Annotated in this window: 15 protein-coding genes; 12 read left to right on the top strand and 3 right to left on the bottom strand. The window is 62.2% G+C overall.

What is annotated here, in order from left to right; all coding sequences use genetic code 11:
- The gene (locus ACN9MW_RS17875; RefSeq protein WP_426161793.1) at positions 1-1098 is read right to left on the bottom strand and encodes a hypothetical protein; all 1098 of its coding nucleotides are present in this window, start codon (positions 1096-1098) and stop codon (positions 1-3) included.
- 272 nt (positions 1099-1370) lie between these two features.
- On the opposite strand from ACN9MW_RS17875, the gene ACN9MW_RS17870 reads away from it, so the two are divergent.
- Positions 1371-2138 (top strand): hypothetical protein, encoded by a 768-nt coding sequence (locus ACN9MW_RS17870; RefSeq protein WP_426161791.1) that lies wholly within the window; start codon positions 1371-1373, stop codon positions 2136-2138.
- Here ACN9MW_RS17870 and ACN9MW_RS17865 read toward each other — a convergent pair.
- Together ACN9MW_RS17865 and ACN9MW_RS17860 are read right to left on the bottom strand one after the other, a co-directional pair.
- On the bottom strand, positions 2108-2515 hold the full coding sequence (locus tag ACN9MW_RS17865) for a hypothetical protein (RefSeq protein WP_426161790.1): 408 nt from the start codon (positions 2513-2515) through the stop codon (positions 2108-2110). The genes ACN9MW_RS17870 and ACN9MW_RS17865 overlap by 31 nt on opposite strands.
- 11 nt (positions 2516-2526) lie before the next feature.
- The gene (locus tag ACN9MW_RS17860) at positions 2527-5802 is read right to left on the bottom strand and encodes a winged helix-turn-helix domain-containing protein (protein ID WP_426161789.1); all 3276 of its coding nucleotides are present in this window, start codon (positions 5800-5802) and stop codon (positions 2527-2529) included.
- Between the two features lie 212 nt (positions 5803-6014).
- On the opposite strand from ACN9MW_RS17860, the gene tssB reads away from it, so the two are divergent.
- From tssB to ACN9MW_RS17805, 11 genes are all read left to right on the top strand, one after another.
- Positions 6015-6554, top strand: a complete 540-nt coding sequence (gene tssB / locus ACN9MW_RS17855) for a type VI secretion system contractile sheath small subunit (RefSeq protein WP_426161788.1) — start codon at positions 6015-6017, stop codon at positions 6552-6554.
- A 45-nt stretch (positions 6555-6599) separates the two neighbouring features.
- On the top strand, positions 6600-8090 hold the full coding sequence (tssC, locus tag ACN9MW_RS17850) for a type VI secretion system contractile sheath large subunit (protein ID WP_426161787.1): 1491 nt from the start codon (positions 6600-6602) through the stop codon (positions 8088-8090).
- Positions 8091-8170: 80 nt separating this feature from the next.
- Entirely contained in the window at positions 8171-8662 is a 492-nt protein-coding gene (locus ACN9MW_RS17845) for an Hcp family type VI secretion system effector (protein ID WP_426161786.1), read from the top strand.
- Positions 8663-9028: 366 nt separating this feature from the next.
- Complete coding sequence (locus tag ACN9MW_RS17840; RefSeq protein ID WP_426161785.1) at positions 9029-10600, top strand: GNAT family N-acetyltransferase; 1572 nt, start codon at positions 9029-9031, stop codon at positions 10598-10600.
- Positions 10601-11084: 484 nt separating this feature from the next.
- Positions 11085-11543 carry a type VI secretion system baseplate subunit TssE gene (tssE, locus tag ACN9MW_RS17835; RefSeq protein WP_426161784.1) on the top strand — a complete coding sequence of 153 codons (459 nt, stop codon included), beginning with the start codon at positions 11085-11087 and terminating at the stop codon, positions 11541-11543.
- A gap of 20 nt (positions 11544-11563) precedes the next feature.
- A complete protein-coding gene (gene tssF / locus ACN9MW_RS17830) occupies positions 11564-13318 on the top strand; it encodes a type VI secretion system baseplate subunit TssF (RefSeq protein ID WP_426172228.1) in 1755 nt (584 codons plus the stop codon).
- A complete protein-coding gene (tssG, locus tag ACN9MW_RS17825; protein WP_426161782.1) occupies positions 13306-14331 on the top strand; it encodes a type VI secretion system baseplate subunit TssG in 1026 nt (341 codons plus the stop codon). The genes tssF and tssG overlap by 13 nt, the downstream gene beginning before the upstream one ends.
- Before the next feature lie 3 nt (positions 14332-14334).
- Complete coding sequence (gene tssH, locus ACN9MW_RS17820) at positions 14335-16968, top strand: type VI secretion system ATPase TssH (protein ID WP_426161781.1); 2634 nt, start codon at positions 14335-14337, stop codon at positions 16966-16968.
- Positions 16965-18950, top strand: a complete 1986-nt coding sequence (locus ACN9MW_RS17815) for a type VI secretion system Vgr family protein (protein WP_426161780.1) — start codon at positions 16965-16967, stop codon at positions 18948-18950. The genes tssH and ACN9MW_RS17815 overlap by 4 nt, the downstream gene beginning before the upstream one ends.
- Positions 18951-19664: a toxin-antitoxin system YwqK family antitoxin gene (locus tag ACN9MW_RS17810; RefSeq protein ID WP_426161779.1), complete on the top strand. Its 714-nt coding sequence runs from the start codon at positions 18951-18953 to the stop codon at positions 19662-19664.
- The gene (locus ACN9MW_RS17805) at positions 19664-20050 is read left to right on the top strand and encodes a DUF4280 domain-containing protein (RefSeq protein ID WP_426161778.1); all 387 of its coding nucleotides are present in this window, start codon (positions 19664-19666) and stop codon (positions 20048-20050) included. Before ACN9MW_RS17810 ends, ACN9MW_RS17805 begins: the two co-directional genes overlap by 1 nt.
- Position 20051: the final 1 nt, after the last annotated feature.

Genomic DNA, 20051 nt, shown 5'->3' with positions numbered 1-20051 from the left:
TCAGTGTGGCTTGTCGTCCGGCTCTTCACCTAGCTTCGCTGCGGTTTCCTCCAATAAGGCGCCGCGGTTTGTCAGCCGCGAGAATTCCCGGTTGCCGTCTACCAGTGCGACGAAGGGGCCGGGCCGGCGCAGCACCGCACGGGTCAATTGAGCCCTGGGCGCATCTCGCAGGTTTGGCGCCCAGGCTTCGAATGCGGCATTGGGCAATAAGGTCGCGAGCAGCTCCCTGGAGACCCATTGGGCGCGTTCCTTGCTTGACCGCAGGGATACCCATTCGGTCTCTATATACACCTGGCCTGGATCGGGATTCATCTCATTTCGCTGCAGCGATTCGATGAATCTGGCAACTATCGATCGCGCGTCATATGGGGTAAAGCTTCCAGATTCGTTTAATTGTGGCGGACCGCCTGCACTGATTCTTTTGGGGTCGGGATGCCACTCAGTATTGGGAGCGATGGGCGGAAGTCCAGGGTAAATTGAAAGCAGGCTCTGTAACCAGGCGACTTCGAGCCAGGGATAGCGGCGAGTTAGCGCTTGGCGCAACTCCCTGATTGTCGCAACGGCGAGGAAGCTGCGCTCGGAGTTTGCTGACCGCTCTACGAAGACACATGCCTTGACCCCTCGCATCCGCTCCACCATGACAATCGCGATGAAGAGGCGGGAGGTCAGCCATTCAGTGCCATCGCCAAGCATGACCAGCACATAATCCGCGGGTGTCTGAATTTGAACCTGATCCAGCATGGCTGACGAAGAGTCGGCAATTTCCGCAGCCAGGGTCGCCGAACGGATGTTGTCGAGAAGAGGCATGGTGGTGGCGGGAGCGGCAGGCACCAGTTCGAGTTCGACCTTGAAGAGCGAAAGCCTGGTGATGCGGCTTCCAAGGGCTGCGACGAAGAGTGTAATCGGCCGATAAAAGACGATACCCATCGCGAGCGCCACTACTGGCCACGCTAGGGCCTTGACGATCCCGACAAGCGATGAGTTGGCATCGGGCCCGCTTCGGACACCATCGGTGAAGGCGGGATGCTGGGCCGCAGCTTGGCCGGCGATCAGCGCGTAAGCGGCAAGCATCAACAGTGTCGCGACGGCGCTCTTCATCTTTGTTGCTCCCTTGTTGGCGAGTCTCAAATTTTGCGGGCAACGGCTGCGCTCAATCCTCTCCGATACTCACGTCGCCTGCAAATACAACAAATGCGCAACCTCTCCGGCCTGTCTGGGTCGTTTTGATCTTTCTCAAACCATGCGTGAAAGGCGGATAACGCAACAATTTTCAGCCGTAAGATCGTCGTAAGGCAAGAAGCCGGGAGGGAAATTAGAGTAGCTGCAGCACGTCGCAAGTGCAATTCGATCACTTCTAACTGGAAACGGAAATGAACGCACGATTGATGCAGCCCTTGGAAGAGAATGGCATTTCCCTGTCAAACGAAGAGCTCTGGCGCGAAGTGGACCATTTGCTGGCCAGCCCAACCTTCGCGAAGGCGCCCCGGATGTGTCGCTTGCTGACCTTCCTGCTCGAAAAAAAATTGAGCGGCAATGAGCAAGAGATCAACGAATATGCGATCGGTTTGGATCTTTTTGGTCGCGATGCGAGTACGTACGACACCAGTCTCGACCCACAGGTCCGGGTACAGATTGGGCGTTTGCGCCAGCGGCTTTCGGCTTACTATGCGGCGCTGGAAATCACGCCTGCGATTCATGTCTCGATCCCGATGGGAAGCTATGTACCCGTCATTGCCTGCCCTGGTACGCAGCCAAAGCTCCTGCGCTACAAGCGAATTCTCCTGACTCCCTTGCGTAACCTGACCGGCGCTGGCGCCAGCAATACCTTTGTCTGCGGGCTGGACGAAGAGCTGGGCTCAAGGCTGTTCCAGACTTTGGGCAAGGGCTTGCAAGTCAGCGCTGTATCGGATGCCAATCAATCGCCGCGGCTGGAAGGCAGCGTGCGGGTGGAGGATGACCATGTGCGCGCTTCCATCCGTTTGGTCGACCCGGGAGCAGGAAGCATCGCCTGGCTCTCGCAATTTGATCGCCGCGGCGAACTCTGCATGTCATTGCAGGAAGAGCTGGCCGGGGCGATTTGCGACGCTTTACAGTTCTACCTGGTAGATCATCGTGGCCGCGGAATGTTCTCTTCCTGAGGATCTTCCTTGAACGTGGCCTCGGTGACCGTGTTGTAGAAGTGGATGTAGTAGTTGAACACTGCCGTATCGTCACTGTGGTCGTTATAGGTGGCGAGCGACAGGCCGAAGGGGCCCTTTGCGCTGGGCAGCAACGGCGCTCCAGCCGGTTTGGCCGTGATTTCCTTGATGGTCCAGCCACTGATCGAGGCGTCGTCGTCCAGCACAAAAAGGCAGACCGATGGACGGTTGATCTTCATATTGCAAGTGTCGGACTGCACGAACGATTCGCCGGTGACCGGCTCGATGTAGGTGTAGGTGGCATTGGCATCGCTTTCGATGCCGAAGATACTGACAACGATGCGGCGTTGAACAGTAGGTCTGTCGAGTGGGTGCATGTATTTCCCTTCTAATGGCTAGAAATAAATTGGAAGTACGAACTGTCACGATATCCGATCTGGCTGAGTAGTTTGGCTCCTTTCGTAAAGACTTCTTGGTTTTGCAGGCAAGCGTTTACGCGAACCCATGGGTCGAGGATCTGATAGTTCATGGACCGGCCGGCATCGCCTTCGATCAAGGCGTGGATCTTCCTGCAGACCTGGGCCGCCGCACTCGCGTTTTTCGCTTGTAGCTGCAGCATGGCCTGGAGCTGCAATGCTTCGATCAACACCAGTCTTCCGCTCAAGTTGGACTGGTTGCTCTTGTAGAATGGTTCAAGGCTGGCGACTGCGCCATTTACTTCCTGCTGCGCCGCCGGTACTTCACCGTTCGCCCGCATGGCTGCCGCTACTTGCGTGCGCGCACCCGCCTCGCGCAACTTCCAGTCCGAGTTCATTGGGTCGAAGGCGAGGATGGTTTGCAGGCGCCGGTGCACATCCCGCGTTCTTGGCAGCAGGTCGGCAGGCGGTGAATGGCGGGCAATGATCCTCAGTCGATCCACATCGAGGCCGGCCATTTCAACTTGCCAGGCACGGTTTTCCGGATCGTGCGAGGTCAACTGGGTATACAGCAGTTTTGCTTCGTCGTAATCGCGTAGTGCGATGGCATCCAGGCCGAGCGCTACGCCAAGCGTTGCCCGATGCTGCAGGGCGAGTGCATGGCGGCGTGCCAGCGTTGACTCGTCCGGGAATTGCTTGCGGAGTTCCAGGATCAATTGCATCTCCTGCGCATACAACTGCTGCGCATCCTGCAACTCACCCAAAGCCTCCTTGGCCGAGGCCAGCCACGAATAGCTGCTTGCAAGGTCGCTCTTGACTGAACGGGCATCGGGCTTGTTGGCCAGGACGCGCTGTTTCAATCCTATCGAGTGCTGGAACTCCGGAACCGCCAGTTCCGGCATTCCGCGCTGGAAGGCCAGGCTACCAAGATTATTGTGGGCGTACGATTGTTCGATCAGCCATTCGTCATTTTCCGGTTCGAGGCTGTGCAGCCGGTCCGAATAGGCGAGGTAGTCGCGCCATGCGGCGCCGGCGGCCTCCCAGTCGTTGCGGTCCTTGTGCATCTGGCCGACCCAGTATGCATTGGCGCCGAGACTCTTGAGCACCTGGATGTCTGTTGGCGCAGCCTGGTGCCGGCGAGTCAGGATCGCGTTGGCCTGGTTCAGTGCATCAATCGCTACCTTGGAATCTCCCCGTGAACGTGCGACCTCGCCGATCACCTGCAAGCCTTTGGCGCGCAAGGTGAGGGCGGTTGCGCTCAAGTCGTCGTCATCGGAGCCGCGCAGGAATTGCATTGCCTTGCCGCTGACGCTTTCGAGCAGGTCGAGGCGGCCCAGCGGGCGCAGCTTGTCGGCGAAGTCGCCGAGCATGAAGTCCATCATGCTTTCCGCTTCGTTGCGCCGCTGTTCGGCGGAACGTTTGGCAGCGACAGCGCTCAATCCCAGGCCGGTGGCCAGCAGGGCCAGGGTGATGATTGCGGAGAGAGCCAGGATTTGCAGGCGGTCGCGCTGGCGGGCGCGCTGGTGCGAGGCGCGGATCAGCTCGGATTCATTGTCCGAAAGCGAGAGCACGCCCGCATGCTGTAGCTCGCGCGCTTCGTCCAGCAGTTTGCCGCGCGGGAGGAGCAAGTCGGCCGGACGTCCCTCGTCGCGCCATCGCGTTGCCTGCTGCGCCAGGCGGCCGCGCGTGCGCAGCGCCACCCGATGCGCCGCGATCCAGTCGGTCATGCGCGGCCAGCGGCGCAGGATGGCGTCGTGCGCGATGCCGAAAACCGGATTGCCGTCGGCCAGGTCGCTGACGAACAGGCGCGCTTCGACCAGCGCCTGCACTGCCTCGTGCGCGGCAACGCCGCGCAGCGCCGACCATGGCGCGCGTTGGCTGGTGGCGGTGTCTCCGTCGAGGGACAGCACGATCAGCAGGGACATGATGTGGGGAATGGTTGCGCGTTGGGCGTCGCTCAGCTCCAGCACCACTTGCTCCGCGCGCTGGCCGATCGCGCCTTCCAGGTCGCCCAGTTGGTGGAAGGCCTCGAAGCTGAGGACTCCCTGTTCCGTGCGCAGGCGGTACAACTCCTGCAAGCAGTACTGTAGAAGCGGCAGCGCATCCGGGCTGTCTGTCGCGCTTTCGCACAGTACGTCGTCCAGCCTGGCATCGGTCGCGGGATCGGTGTCGAAACTGAGTCCGGCCGCAGCCGCCGGCCGGCGTATGATCTGAGCGATGTCGCTGAAGCCGGGAGCGCCAAGGTCGAAGTGGCCGCCATGCCGCTTGCCCTCAGTGAGCAGGGGGTACTTCGCTATGCTGGGGTAGAAGTCGTTGCGGCAGGCAATTACCAGGAGCGCGGCGCGGCTGCGCGCCAATTGCTCCAGCGTTTTCAGGAAGGCTTGGCGTTCGGTTTCGGCGATGCGGCCATCGTTGAAGAAGGCCTCGAAGCGGTCAATGAAAACCGCGAAGCGAAAGCCGCTGCGCGACGGCGCATAGCTGTCGAGCGCCGCCTCCATCACCGCAATCACGGAGGCGCAGGATTGCTGCAGGCGTATGCCAAGGGAGATTGCGTTCTCCCCCGGGAAGGCACATTGCTCGCCGCATTGCAGGTCGATCAGGGACCCGGCGAGGCCGGTGAACAGGGTTTGCTCGCCAAGTTCCACCAGGTCGAAGGCTGTGGAATCCAGCACCGCGACTTCGCAATCCGGGCCCCGCGCCGACAACGCGGGAAACAGTCCGGCCTGGACCAGCGATGTCTTGCCGACGCCGCTAGGGCCGAGCACCATCGTCAGGGCGAAGCCATGCCTGGCTTGCTCTGTCACCGTTTCGACCAGGTTGCGGGTTGCTTCGTCGCGGCCAAAGAAAACATCCGCGTGCGCCTCGTCAAAGGCCATCAAGCCGCGGAACGGAGAACCAGCCTGCCAGTTGCGCGTGCCGTGCGATTCGAAATCAATCGGAGCCACGGCGCGGTAGCCGCGCATGCGGATGGTCTCGATGTATTCCGGTGATTTCGCGTCGTCCCCGAGCAGGCGGCGCAGTTGCGCAACGTTCTTGTGCAGCGAGCTGTCGCTGTTGACGATGTTGCCCCAGCACTGCTGCAGCAATTCGTCTGCGCTGACCACGGCACCATGCGCATTGCACAAGGCAAGCAACACATCCATCGTGCGCGGCTCCATCTGGCGCCTGCCTTGCTCGCCCTCGATCGAGTTGGTGGACGGGTCGATCAGCCATGCACCAAAGCGGAAGGGGCTCCTTGTTCCTTTCAATCCTGCTGCTGCGGCATTCGAGTCGGGCATGTCGGACGTGCGCTGGAGAGACGATGGCGCATGCTAACACGATTGCTGCGAAAAGTTGCGACGCAGAATTGGCACGATATCGCTTGATACGGCGCTGATACTTGTGTTACGCGGAAGCGCAGTCCTAATCTCAAATCCGAAACACCCGGTCTGTCCCATATAACATTTCCAGTGAGGGCGTGATGTCAGACAGCTTGCAAAAATGGGTGGGACGGAACCGTCCCCCACGCGTACAAATTACCTACGATGTAGAAGTCGGCGGCGCCGTCGAGAAGAAGGAACTACCTTTGGTGGTGGGCCTGCTGGCCGACCTGTCGGGCCAGCCGCTGGTGCCGCTGCCCAAGCTGAAGCAGCGCCGCCTTGTGGAAATCGACCGCGACAACTTCAAGGAAGTGATGGCGAAGATTGCGCCGCGCCTTGACCTGTCGGTGTCGGACACCTACAAGAAAGACGGCAACCTGAAGATCGAGTTGAAGTTCAATGAGATCGACGACTTCCATCCCGAATCCATCGCGCAGCAGGTGCCGCGCCTGGCCAAGCTGCTGCTCGTTCGCCAGCAATTGCGCGACTTGCTCGGCAAACTCGATGGCAACGATGAACTCGACACGCTGCTCGAGAAGATCGTCGAAAACACCGAAGAGCTGAAAACGCTGAAGGCTGAAAGCGGGGCCGATGCCGGCGGCGAGGCCGCGGAAGAGAAAGCCGAGGAAGTCCAGTCCTGATAGCGCCAACGCGCTGTCTTCTCCACTCATCAGAGAGAGTCCAAAATGGCCAGTAATCAAGAGGAAGTCCAGGCCGGTGCCAGCACGACCAACCAGGAATTGAGCCTGTTGGATCGCATCGTCCAAGAAGGAAAAATGGCAGTCGAGCCATCGCAAAGCCAATATGCGCGCCAGCTCCTGGGCCAGTTCGCCACCCAGGTGCTGGACGAAGGCATGAAGAAGGCGCCCGACGTGGGCGTGGTTGCCATGATCAACGAGCGCGTGGCGCAGATCGACAAGATCCTGAGCGACCAGGTCAACGCGATCCTGCACGACGAGCGTTTCCAGGCCCTGGAGGCATCGTGGCGCGGGCTGCATGACATGGTGTTCGGCACCGAGACTGGTACGATGCTCAAGCTGCGCCTGCTGAATGTCTCGAAAAAGGAATTGTTGAAGGACCTGGAAGGCGCGGTCGACCACGACATGAGCGTGCTGTTCAAAAAAGTCTACGAAGAAGAGTACGGCACCTTCGGCGGCAACCCGTACTCGCTGTTCATCGGCGATTACTACTTCGGCCGCCATCCGCAGGACATCGCGCTGCTCGAACGCCTGTCCAAGGTCGCGGCGGCGGCGCATGCGCCGTTCATTGCAGCCGCTGCGCCATCGCTGTTCGACATGGGATCGTTCACCGAGCTGGGCGTGCCGCGCGACATGGCGAAGATCTTCGAAAGCGATGAACTGGTGTCCTGGCGCGGCTTCCGCGATTCGGAAGACTCGCGATATGTCGGCCTGGTGTTGCCGCGCTACGCCGCCCGCCTGCCGTATGGCGCCAAGACCAATCCTGTGGAGCAGTTCGCGTTTGAGGAAGACGTGGACGGCAAGGACCACAACAAATACCTGTGGGCGAATTCGGCCTACCAGCTCGGCCTGCGCATCACCGATGCCTTCGCCAAGCATAGCTGGACCACCGCGATCCGCGGCGTGGAAGGCGGCGGCAAGATCACTGGCCTGACAGCGCACACGTTCAAGACCGACGAAGGCGATATCGCCCTGAAGTGCCCGACCGAGGTGTCGATCACCGACCGCCGCGAAAAGGAGCTGAACGACCTTGGCTTCATCGCCGTGGTCAACTCGAAAGGCTCGGACATGGCCGCCTTCTTCGGCGGACAGACGGTCAGCAAGCCGAAGCTGTACAACAAGGACGAGGCGAATGCCAATGCAGCCTTGTCTTCACGCCTGCCCTACGTGCTGGCCGCCTCGCGCTTTGCCCACTACATCAAGGTGATCATGCGCGACAAGATCGGCAGCTTCCAGACCCGCGACAGCGTGGAAAACTTCCTCAACAACTGGCTGAGCGACTATGTGCTGCTAAGCCCGAGTGCATCGCAGGGTGAGAAAGCGCGCTTCCCGTTGTCGGAGGGACGGGTTGACGTCACCGAAGTGCCAGGCAGGCCCGGCGCGTATTCTGCCACCGTGTTCCTGAGGCCGCACTTCCAGATGGAAGAGTTGACAACTTCGATCCGCCTGGTGGCACAACTGCCAGCGGCAGGGGCCTGATCGACCCTCTTCAATGCACGCCGTATGGAGGGCAGTCCTGATCTGCTGCCCATGCGGCAAAACTTTCAATGGAGTCTACGATGTCTGACGTATTCATTCTGGACCTGGGCGATAGCATCAAGGGGAACTGCGCTATAGATGGCTACGCCAATAAGATCATCATTAATTCATTCAGCCATGGCGCATATATTCCAATGGCGAACGACGCCGCGAATACCGAGCGCACGGCCGGTCGGCCCGTACTCTCTGAAATGGGACTCGTCAAACTCTCCGATCTGTCCACCACGGAGCTGTTCAAAGCCTGTACGCGGGGAACCAAACTTGGAACCGCCAAACTGCATGTTGGACGCGTGGAAAATGGCGTGTACATGAATTTCATGACGTACACCCTGGACAACGCCATGATCTCGCAGATGAATTCAAGCGGTGGCGGCGCAACCGGAATTCCGGCCGATGCCTTCTCGATCAACTTCACCAAAATTAAAGCCGATTTCACCCAGCAGAAAACTGACTCTACTGCAAAAGGCACTGGTACTTGGAACTGGAATCTCGAGACGATGAAAGCTGATTGAGAGGCAAGTATGTCCCTGGACCGCCAACTGATCGATACCTTCGAGGGATCGCAATGCTCTGAAGCGTTTGAAAGGGCCAGGGGCGAACCTCCGCCAGTCCTTCAACATGCCTGGGCAGATGCGGCCGTGCTGTTTTGGGGGGCAATGTGGGCGCAGGGTGCGATCGACGCCTCTCAGCCATTAATAATCCTCGACCTGGGGGCGCCCAGTGGGCTCATTGCGTGGGCGTTGCCCCGCCTGTTGGCAGAACGCCTGGAGCGTTCATCTTGCGCCGGAATGGCAGTATCCTATAAACATTGCCCTGCAGACGGAGTCAAAGGACTTGATGTCGGGGGCAATCCCCTGGTTTGCGTTGGCTGGAAGTGCATGGGATCGCTTGCTTCAGCGCACTATGCGCTTGACCGCGGCAATGTCTACATTGCGGAAATGCAGGAACCGCCCAGTAGCGGGCATGCGGATGCGCTGCTTGCGTACTACGCCATCTGCTGCGGCAGATCGCCCGTAGTATTGCCGCTGGCGGCGATTGAATGTGTTTCAGCACTGGCTAGCCAGAGTAGGGAGCGTTATCTTTTCTTAGGCGCGGACCTCGGGATTGTCAACGAACCGGCGTTACGGGAGCAGGTGATCGGCAAGGAGTACCTGAACCTGCACGCCCTCCTTCTCGACCGGACATGGCATGGGGCACGTACATGGTACTGCCAGCCCGGCGACGCGGAACTGGCGACCTATCTTGTCGCGGGGAGCGTGGTACCACTCGCGGCTATCGAGGTGATTGGCAAGATTCTCGAACAAGGGCAAGCCTACCGAAGCTTGGCCATAATGGAAGCGGCATCCTATCTGACGGCGCCAGCGGCGGCGAAACTTATACCTGCCATGTTGGCGTCCACGTCTTACTTTCCTGCGCTGCTGCAGGTTTGCCCCCGGCACATAGATTTTAGTGCTCTCCATTCTGGTGTAGCGCAACAGTGGCGCGCTGTTCTCGAGCAGACATGGAACAACTATCGCACTCAAAGTGTTTTCGACTGCTTTTATCGGTGCGTGGCCGAATATTCCGCATCGGTTGGCGACTGGGGGTTGGCAAAGCAATGCATCGAGTCTGGTCTTCAACTTCACGGCGACAATCCAGTCGATCTGGTTTTCCTTGCGCGCTGCGAAAGCGCAAGTGGAGATTTGAATCGCGCCCACGATCTATTACTCCAGGCGGTCGCCCTTGCCCCATGCGACACAAATGCACTAAGCGAATTGGAAGCGATCAAGCGGCGCTTGGCGGACGTGGGCCGACTGCCAGTTGATCCCGGACGCCGCGATCCATCCGGGGTTCTTGTATTGGAAGCACTGCACATGGACCATGCACCGGCACTCTTGCGTCAATATCGGGACCGAGGCATTGCGGCCATGGCCGGGCTGCCGGAACTGCAGACGCTGGCCCAGGTCAGGCAATGGATTCGCTCGCAGCGGCTCACGGGAGGACTTGCAGCACAGGCAATCATTCACCGGCGCTGGGGCTTGGTAGGTATGGTCTTTCTCCGGCGTAGTGGGCGCAATGCCTATTTCTACTTCTGGGCCGGTTGTGATTTCCAGGGGTGCGGATACGCTAGCAATGCCGCTCGTTTGCTCTTCGAGATGGCAAAGGAAGCGGGAGTCCATTCGGTGTACACCTCGGTACGAGAAGGCAATTATAGGTCTCGTCGCGCATTGGATAGTTTGGGCTTCACTGCAATGGAAGTCTGCATCGAAGAAGATCAGCGGCTGCTTTTTATGCACAAATCCCTGGTCCCAGGTGTAACGCGCGAAGAAGTCGCTGAGTGGCAGTTGCAAACACTGTGCAGGGAGATTGCGGCACCTTTTCGTTTTGCTAGCGCGCCGGCGGTATTGCAATCGTCTTGCGCCTTGGAGCGATTCGAGTCTGCTAGAAAGGAAGAAGATATGAGTGTTTAATGGGAAAGCGGGGTAAATACGTTTGAACTAACTTAGGTCTGCCAACTATTACAGGAGATTTTCAGTTATGTTTCCATTCTTGATACCGATAGGTATGGCCGGATATCACGGCTATAAGAGTGTTCAGGCATTTAGCAACGGCAACTCTCGCGAGGGAGCGGTACATGCCGTGGGCGTCGTCACTTCCGGGATGGGCGGAATGATAGCGGTTGCTGGGCAGGTTCCCAGGGCGGTAACTGCTATCAGGATGGCGACCACTCAGGCACCGGGAGTGGTGAATTGGATGGCGCCACCCAATCCAGGGCAATAAACGAATGCGGATAGGATCGGACTGCCTGTCTGATCCGGCATTTTTCAAAAAGGGGGCTCTTGCCCCCTTTGAATTGCGCTCAGTTGTTACGCGGCTGATACTTGTGTAACGCTGGTGGGAAACCCTAACATCAATTCAAGCCCTTTTGTCGACTAGCCTTGAAATGGTGCTCACATGAAGTTCATGTCATCGAATTCCGTATCACCGTTGTTCGACCGCCTCACGGGGATAGCTGATGCCGCAGGAGGTAGCCGCTTGCTGGATGCCGACGGTGTGCAGCAGTCGGTGTTGACCGATTTATCCAGGCTTTTCAATTCGCGAAACGGCCTGACGATAGAAGAATTCCTGGGCGATAAGCCAAATTCTCTACATTACGGCCTGCCGGATACCCTGCGCCTGTCGCCCCAGTCCGCCGCCGACCTCGCCCAATGGGAACAGGTGGTGACGCGCGCTCTCGCGTTATATGAGCCGCGCCTGATGCAAGTGGGGGTAAAAGTGGAGCCTGAGCCAGGCAAGCCCATTTCGGCGCGCATCAGGATTAGCGGCGCGGTGACACAGGGGCGACAGCAGCGCCGGTTGCATTTCAATTGTGTGCTGGACGGCCATGTGGCAGCCCTGGAGCCGGCGGCATGAACCCGAGGGAGAAACCAGTGATCCGTGCTCAGGATGAACTGCTCGAATACTACCGCCGCGAACTGGCCTACCTGCGCACGCAGTCTGCCGACTTCGCGGCGCGCTACCCGAAGGTCGCGCATCGGCTGGTGTTGACGAGCGACGAGGCGGCCGATCCGCATACCGAGCACCTGATCCAGTCGGTGGCTTTCCTGAACGCACGCGTGCATCGGGAGCTGGAACGTGACTTTCCGACCGTGGCTGCGGCGATGCTCGAGAATCTGTGCCCAAGCCTGACGCAGCCCGTGCCCGCCATGACTGTCATGCAGATGACGCTCGACCCTAATGAAGGCAAGGTCACGGCCGGGATGCCGGTGAAGCGCGGCACCATGCTGTCCACCACAGCCGCGACGGGCGAACAATGCCGTTTCCAAGTGGGGTGGGACACGACTTTGTGGCCACTGCGGGTCGACGCCGTCGTGCAGGAAGATCCAAGGATCTTGCGCCTCGACCTGCGGTGCGATGGTGGTATCGATGTGGCGGAACTCGAGCTCGATACGCTGCGTCTCCATCTGTCGGGCGATTTGTTGACCACGATGCCCTTGCACGAGCTGTTGATCAGCGCACTGGAATATATAGAGGTAGTAGGCAGTGCCGGCGTCTATCGCATGTCCGCGCACCACATGGTGGACGTGGGCTTCGCCGAGGATCAGGCAATGCTGGCGCGGCCGGCGCACGTCCACCCCGCATACTGCCTGCTACAGGAGTATTTCGCGTTTCCGCGCAAATTCCAGTTCTTTGACTTGTCCGGACTGCGCGGCCGCTTGGGGCGCGGCGCCGGCTTTTCAATACGCCTGGTGTTCACCCACAGTTCGGCGGTCTTGTCGCAGCTACGACCGGAAAATGTGCTGCTGGGCTGTCTTCCGGCCTTGAACCTTTTCCCGGTCACCAGCGAGCCGATCGTGCTGGACCGGCGCCATTATGAATACCTGTTGATTCCGGACCGCCGCCGCGATGCGGTGCTGGAAGTGCATTCGATCGTCTCAGTCAGTGCGGCGGACCCGCGTGGCGAACGTGGCGTGGAGATTCCGAGCGCGTTCGCAGTGACGGAAGGTGGTTCCAGCGGGGCGAAAGTGCGCTGGACGATGCGGCGCGAGGCTAGCCTGCGCAAAGGGATCAGCGGCAGCGACGTCTACCTCGGATTTGTCGACCGCAGCGATGTGCGGGCGGCGCTGGCCGAGCATGTGGTCTTCGCCAGCCTGCTGTGCACCAACCGGTTGTTGGCTGAGCAGGTCTTGCCAGGCACGCGCTTCTGGGGCGATGGCGTGGCCAAGTCGACTACGGTGCGCGCGGTCTACCAGCCGAGTGCACCGCGCCAGCCGGCCCTGGGCAACGATGCGCTTTGGGCCCTGGTTGCGCTGCTGCGGCTGAACCACCGTTCATTGGCCGATGGCACGAACGGTGCGGCGACGCTGCGCGACATGCTGTCGCTGTTTGCCGGCAGCAGTGCGCGCGACCAGCTCCAGGTGCGGGGCATCAAGCGGCTGCATGCGCAGCCAGGAACGGCTCGCCTGGGCGGCGATTCGTGGCGTGGCCATTGCCGCGGCACCGACGTCACGCTGGAATTCGATGCGGCCGCCTTTGACGGCACCTCGCCGCTGGTGCTGGCGGGCGTCCTGGCGAGATTCTTTGCGCTGTACACTACGGCCAATTCCTTCGTGCGCCTGTCGGTACGGCGTGCCGGGGAAACCTGGAAGCAGTGGCCTGCAATGGCGGGGCGGCAATGTCTGACCTGATCGCACAATTGCGGGCTGCACCGCAGGATTTCAACCTGTTCCAGGCCATCAGCCTGGTGGAGCGCAGCGAGCCGGCGCGCAGCCCGGTCGGATGTGGCGTCGGCGCCAACGAGGCGCTGCGGCTGGCTGCACAGGTGGACATGGCGTTTGCACCGAGCGATATCGCCAGCCTGGGCGAGAGCGCGCGCCCTGGACCACCGCTGACCTTGCGCACTGCGGCGCTGACGCTGGCCGGCGCGCAAGGCCCGCTGGCGGCGCCGTTCACCGAGTTGCTGCTGGCACGCCGCAGGGCGCGCGATGGCGCAGGGCTGGATTTCCTCGACATCTTCAACCAGCGCCTGATCGGGTTCTGGTATCGCGCCCGTTGCAAGCACCACCTGGCATTGCAAGGGATCGCTGCGCGGGCGCCGCTTCCGCGCAGCCTGGACGCCCTGTCGGGACTTGGCCTGGCGGAAGGCGCCCTTGGGCCAGGCGGTGAACTGGCCTGGTTGCGCCACGCGGGATTGCAAGGAGCAGCGCCTCGCTCGCTGGCGACTTTGCTGACGCTTTTGCGCGATCGCCTTGGCGTCGCATGCGAGGGAAGGCAGTTCGTCGGCCACTGGCATCCGCTGGCTGACTGCGACCGGGCGCGCCTGAGGGGACTTGGCGGCGGCCAGGCGGCGCAACGGCTTGGCGGCGGCGCCAGCCTGGGCGCGCGTGCCTGGGACCAGGCTGCGGGCATTGCGCTTCGCGCGCCATCCCTGGCGCCCGACCGTTTCGCGGCGCTGCTGCCGGACGGACGGCAATGCGGTTTGCTGGGCTGGCTGGTAGCGCGTCACCTGCAGCGCGATGTCAAGGTGACGCTGGAACTGAAGCTGGCGGGCAGGCCGGAGTCTCGCCTGGGCGCGCAGCACGGGGGCGGGCTTGCGCCACGCCTGGGACGCAGCGCATGGCTGTGCGGCCGCGCGGCGCCGTCTGGGCCGGGATGCGAATACCGGGCGGTGCGATTCGTGCTGCCGGGACAAGGGAGCTAAGGCATGGAAGTCGATATCCGCAGCCTGTTGTCGCGCCTTGACCCCGAATGCCGGCGGGCCATGGACGCGGGCGCTGAACTGTGTGTCCAGCAAACCCATTTCAACGTCGAGGTGGAGCACTTCCTGATAGCGCTGATCGATGGCGCCGCCTCCGACCTGATGCTGCTGCTGAATCACTATGGCGTGAACGCCGATGCGGTGCGGCGACAGGTGCAGGATTGCCTGGATGGCTTCAAGCGCGGCAACGGTCGCACGCCAGCATTGTCGCCCCATTTCGCTGCCCTGTTCCGCGAAGCCTGGCTGACCGGTTCAATGCTGCTGGGGGCGCAGCAAATCCGCTCCGGCGCTGTGCTGCTTGCCATGCTGGATCTGGACAGCATGCGCGGCATGCTGATCGAGACCGCTCCGGCCCTGCTCGAGATCCCGCGTGAGCGGCTGAAAAACGAGCTGGCTTCGCTGCTGGGCGGCTGCGCCGGCGCCGAAGTGCGGCGCGGAGGGGCGCAGGCGGGTGCCTCGACGCCGGCCCTGGAGCAGTACACGGTCGACATGACGGCGTTGGCGCGCGCCGGGCGCATCGACCCGGTGCGCGGCCGCAACGAGGAAATCCGCCAGATTATCGATGTACTGCTGCGCCGGCGCCAGAACAATCCCATCCTCACCGGGGAGGCCGGCGTCGGCAAGACGGCCGTGGTGGAAGGTTTTGCCCAGCGCGTCGCCGACGGCAACGTGCCGGCCGCGCTGGCGGACGTGCGCGTTTGCGCGCTGGACCTTGCGCTGTTGCAGGCCGGCGCCGGGGTGCGCGGCGAATTCGAGCAGCGCTTGAAATCGGTGATTGCCGAGGTGCGTGCCGCTGCCGTTCCGGTGATCCTGTTCATCGACGAGGCGCACCAGCTGATCGGCGCCGGTGGCAGCGAAGGGCAGGGCGATGCCGCCAACCTGCTCAAGCCGGCCCTGGCGCGAGGGGAGTTGCGCACGATTGCGGCAACTACCTGGGCCGAATACAAGAAACACGTCGAGCGCGACCCTGCGCTGGCGCGGCGCTTCCAGGTAGTGAAGGTGGATGAACCGGCGCCGGAGGCGGCAATCGGCATGTTGCGCGGCATGGTAGGAACGTTGCAGCGGCACCACCAGGTGGAGATCCTGGACGAGGCTGTGCGCGATGCGGTGCGCCTGTCGCAGCGCTATATCGCAGGGCGCCAACTGCCGGACAAGGCGATCAGCGTGCTGGACACGGCCTGCGCCCGTGTCGCCATTGCGCAGGCCGGGACGCCGCCCGCGCTGGAGGCGCTTGAGCACGAGATGGTGCTGGCGCAGGAGGGGCTGCGCCTGGCGCGCCAGCAGCTTGGGCGCGGCGAGGGTGATGCCGCCGAAGCGGCGCAGCTGGCGGGCGCCCTGGAACGCCTGGCTGCCCGTCGCGCAAGCCTGGTGGCCAAGGTGGCGGAGGAGCGCCGCGCCGTGGAGGAAATCCTGGCGTTGCGGCGCGAGATCGCGGCTCGCGCCGATGCCGGCAACGCCGGTGACGAAGAACAGCAGGCCCAGGCCGCCCGGTTGCAGCGCCTGCAGAAAGGCCTGGAAGCGATACGCGACGATGAACCGCTGGTGCCCGTGTGCGTCGATTCGGCCATGGTGGCGGGAGTGATCGCCGGCTGGACCGGCGTCCCGGTCGGGAAAATGCTGGCCGACGAGGTGCATGCGGTACTGGAGCTGAACGAGCGCCTGTGCGAGCGCATCGTCGGGCAGGACCAGGCGCTGGACACCATCGCCCGCCGGGTGCGTACCCTGCGCGCCGAACTTGACGATCCGGGCAAGCCGGCCGGCGTGTTCATGCTGGTAGGCCCGAGCGGTGTGGGCAAGACTGAAACCGCCTGCGCACTGGCCGACATCCTGTATGGCGGCGAGCGCAATATGATCACGATCAACATGTCTGAATTCCAGGAGGCCCACACCATCTCCAGCCTGAAGGGAGCGCCACCCGGCTATGTGGGCTACGGCAAGGGAGGCGTGCTGACCGAAGCCGTGCGGCGCCGGCCCTACAGCGTGGTCCTGCTGGACGAGATGGAAAAGGCCCATCCGGATGTGCTGGAGCTGTTCTTCCAGGTTTTCGACAAGGGCACCATGGAGGACGGCGAGGGCGTCGCGATCGATTTCAGGCACTGCATGATCCTGCTCACCTCGAATGCCGCGCAGGATGTGATTACCTGTGCCTGCCACAACGGTGCAGTGCCGGATCCAGCCGCCCTGGTGGAGTTGCTGCGGCCAGCCCTGCTGCGCCAGTTCAGCCCTGCCTTCCTTGGCCGCGTCGTGCTGGTGCCGTACTATCCGCTGGACGACGCCGGTATCGGCATGATCGTCGACATGAAGCTGGCCAGGCTGGCCGAACGCTTTACCGCCCACCATCGCGCCCGTTTCAGCTGGGACGATGCGGTGACGACCGCGATTGCGGCGCGCTGCACGGAAGTCGACAGCGGCGCGCGCAATATCGACTTCATCCTGACCCAGACCGTGCTGCCGCAATTGGCCAGCCAGGTGCTGGAACGGATCGCCACCGCTTCGGCATTCTCGGCCGTGCACATGTCGGTGGCGGGCACGCAGTTTTCCTATAGTTTCCGTGACAGTCCGATCGGGAGGGCGGCATGAAAACCGGCTTCAAACAGGCCGGCGGCCTGATGCAACTGACTTCGCCCTTCGGCGCCGACGACCTGCTGCTCGATAGCCTGGCTGGTAGCGAAGGCTTGTCCGAGCTGTTCGGGTTTACCCTGCATATGCGTTCCGCCAGCACCAGCCTGCGCGCGGCCGCCGCCGTCGGCAAGGAAATGACGGTCAGTATCGGCGGCCCTGGCGGCACACGCTACATCAGCGGGATGGTGATGCGTTTCGTGCAAAGCGGCGAGGATAAGGATTTTGCGCTCTACGAAGCGGAGCTGGTGCCGGCACTGTGGAAGCTGACCCTCTCGCGGGACCGCAAGATCTTTTCCAACCTGGGCGTGGACGCGATCATCAAGGATGTACTGGGTGGATTCGGCGTGGCCTTCGAGTCCCGGCTCGGCAAGAGCTATGCCAGCCGCGAATACTGCGTGCAATACGACGAAACCGCCTTCGACTTCATTTCACGGCTGATGGAACAGGCAGGCATCTGCTACTTCTTTACCTTTGCCGCCAGCGGGCACACCATGGTGCTGGCCGATGCATCGAGCCAGTTTGCCGACTGCGCCGGCGCTGCGAAGGTTCGCTTCTGGCCCGAAACGGGTATGCTGCGACCGGTCGATGCCGTCTCGCGTTTCGCACATGAGCACCGGATCGTGCTGCAGCAGGCGACCGTCAGCGATTATGACTTCGTCACCCCTGACACCTCGCTCGAGGGCAGTTTCCAGGCAACGGCGGGCATCGGCGCGAGTTATGAATTCGCCACAGGCCATGGCACGGTGGAGGCCGGCCGGGCGCTGGCCCAGTTGCAGGTGGAGGAGAGCCAGTGCGCGTCGGAAGTGCTGCACGGAGACAGCTTCTGCTATCCCTTCTGTGCTGGAACGCGCTTCACGCTGGCCGGGCATTTCGTCTCCGCGCTGAATGCCGACTTCGTGCTGCGCCGGGTCCGGCATACGGTGCGTGACGACGTATACAGCAACGCTTTCGAAGCGTTTCCCGGCGCCGTGCCGTTCCGTCCTCCGCGCCGGGCGCCGCTTCCCCGCATGGCCGGCTGCGAAACGGCCATGGTGGTGGGGCCTTCCGGGGAAGAGATCTGGACCGACAAGCACGGGCGCGTGAAAGTGCGCTTCCCGTGGGACCGCGCGGCCGCCGACGACAAGCGGGCGCCATGGGTCCGCGTGGCGCAAGCCGCGGCGGGCAAGGGCGTTGGCGCATTCTTCCTGCCCCGCATCGGGCATGAAGTAGTGATCAGCTACGTGAACGGCGACCCGGACCGGCCGCTGGTGACGGGCAGCGTCTACAACGGCAACAACGTGCCGCCGGCAACACTGCCGGCAAACCAGACCCAGTCGATCTTGCGCACCTTGTCGTCGAAGCAGGGCAAGGCCGGCAACGAACTGCGCTTCGAAGACAAGAAGGACGCCGAGCAGCTCTACATGCATGCGCAGAAGGATATGGCGGTGGAGATCGAGAATGCCCTGGCCACGACGGTAAAGAAGGGCGTGGAACTGCACACGCTGGAAGAGGGCGACCGCACCATCGTCCTGAAAAAGGGCAAGGAAGTGCACCAGGTGGCCGGCAGCCGCGAACTGGCAGTGACGGGAGCCGAGACCCACGCCAACGAGGCCGCGTTCACACATACGGTCAAGGGCGACTACCAGCTGACGATCGACGGCAGCCTGACCATTTCCGTCAAAGGCGGCATCAAGCTGGTGTCGGACGACAGCCTGGCGCTCGAGGCGGCAAAAGCGCTGTCGGCCAAGGCTGGCACGGAGTTGAGCAACAAGGCCGGTACCGCGCTGCAATGCGAGGCAGGCACCGACCTGGGGTGCAAGGCAGGCAAGGCGCTGCAGTTGCAGGCCGGCCTGCAGATCGACCACAAGGCCCCCATCATCAACAGCAAGGCCGATGCCACCCAGACGGTGGAGGCGGGGGCGGTGTTGACGCTCAAGGGCGCCATGGCGAAGGTGAATTGAATGGAATCCCCACTGCAAACCGCCAGCAATAGCGCAGTGCCGACGGTGGTCGAAGAGCGCGACGCCGACGGCAACATACTGCTGCGCAGCGCCATGGCCAGCGGCGTCCTGCATGGCCCGCTGGAGCAGTTCTGGCCAGGCGGCCAGCTGGCGATGCAGGCCCATTTCGAGCACGGCAAGCTGCATGGGCCGATGACGCTGTACGACGCCGACGGCGCCCTGGTGCAACGCAGTGCCTTCCAGCGCGGGCTGGCGCATGGCCTGGTGGAGACCTATGTGCACGGCCGGCGGGTGATGGCGCAGACCATGGCCGAAGGCGTCGCCAGCGGGCCTGCGCTGTCCTATGACGAGGCAGGCCAGGTTACGGCGCGCCTGTCGCTGGAGTCGGGCCAGATCGAAGGGCCGGCTGCCTTCTTCCACGAAGGCCGGCAGGTGCGCAACTCGGTGTACCGCAGCGGCTTGCTGGAGGGCGAGTCGGTCGACCTGGACGCGGAAGGGCAAGTGGTGCAGCGCTGCAGCTACCGCGCCAACCTGCTGCATGGTTCGCTGCGCCGCTACTGGCCCAACGGGGCGCTGATGGAGGAAGTGCTGTATCGCGACGGCGTTCCGGTGGGGCCGCCGGTGCGCTTCAATGCGCAGGGGGGACGGCTGGGCAATGCCGAAGCGGCGCCGGCCCTGATGGAACGCATCAAACGACTACTGAGGGGCGACTGATGGGACAACAAGTATGCGCTGGAGCGATGCTCAAATGCTCGTTCGGGCTGGCGCCCGGCACTCTGATGGTGCCGCCGGCCAGCCAGGTCGTATCGACGATGCCCGATGCGAATGTCATGGATTGCAAGCCGATGGTGAACATCCTGCCGTTCGGCATGTGCACTTCGCTGGGCAATCCGCAAGTGGCGGCGGCGACTGCTGCGGCACTGGGCGTGTTGACGCCGATGCCTTGCGTGCCGATGACCAGTGCTCCCTGGATGCCCGGTTCGCCGACAGTCCTGCTGGGCAAGCTGCCGGCGCTGAACAATGCCTCCAAGCTGATGTGCATGGCCGGCGGGGTGATCGAAGTATGCGTGCCGGGTCAGGCCACGGTGTCCGTGCCCTGAA

Source organism: Pseudoduganella sp. R-34 (genome assembly GCF_049904655.1).
Taxonomy (GTDB): Bacteria; Pseudomonadota; Gammaproteobacteria; order Burkholderiales; family Burkholderiaceae_D; genus Rugamonas.
Note: the sequence above shows the minus strand (reverse complement) of the source record. Positions and strands in the feature narration are given on the sequence as shown.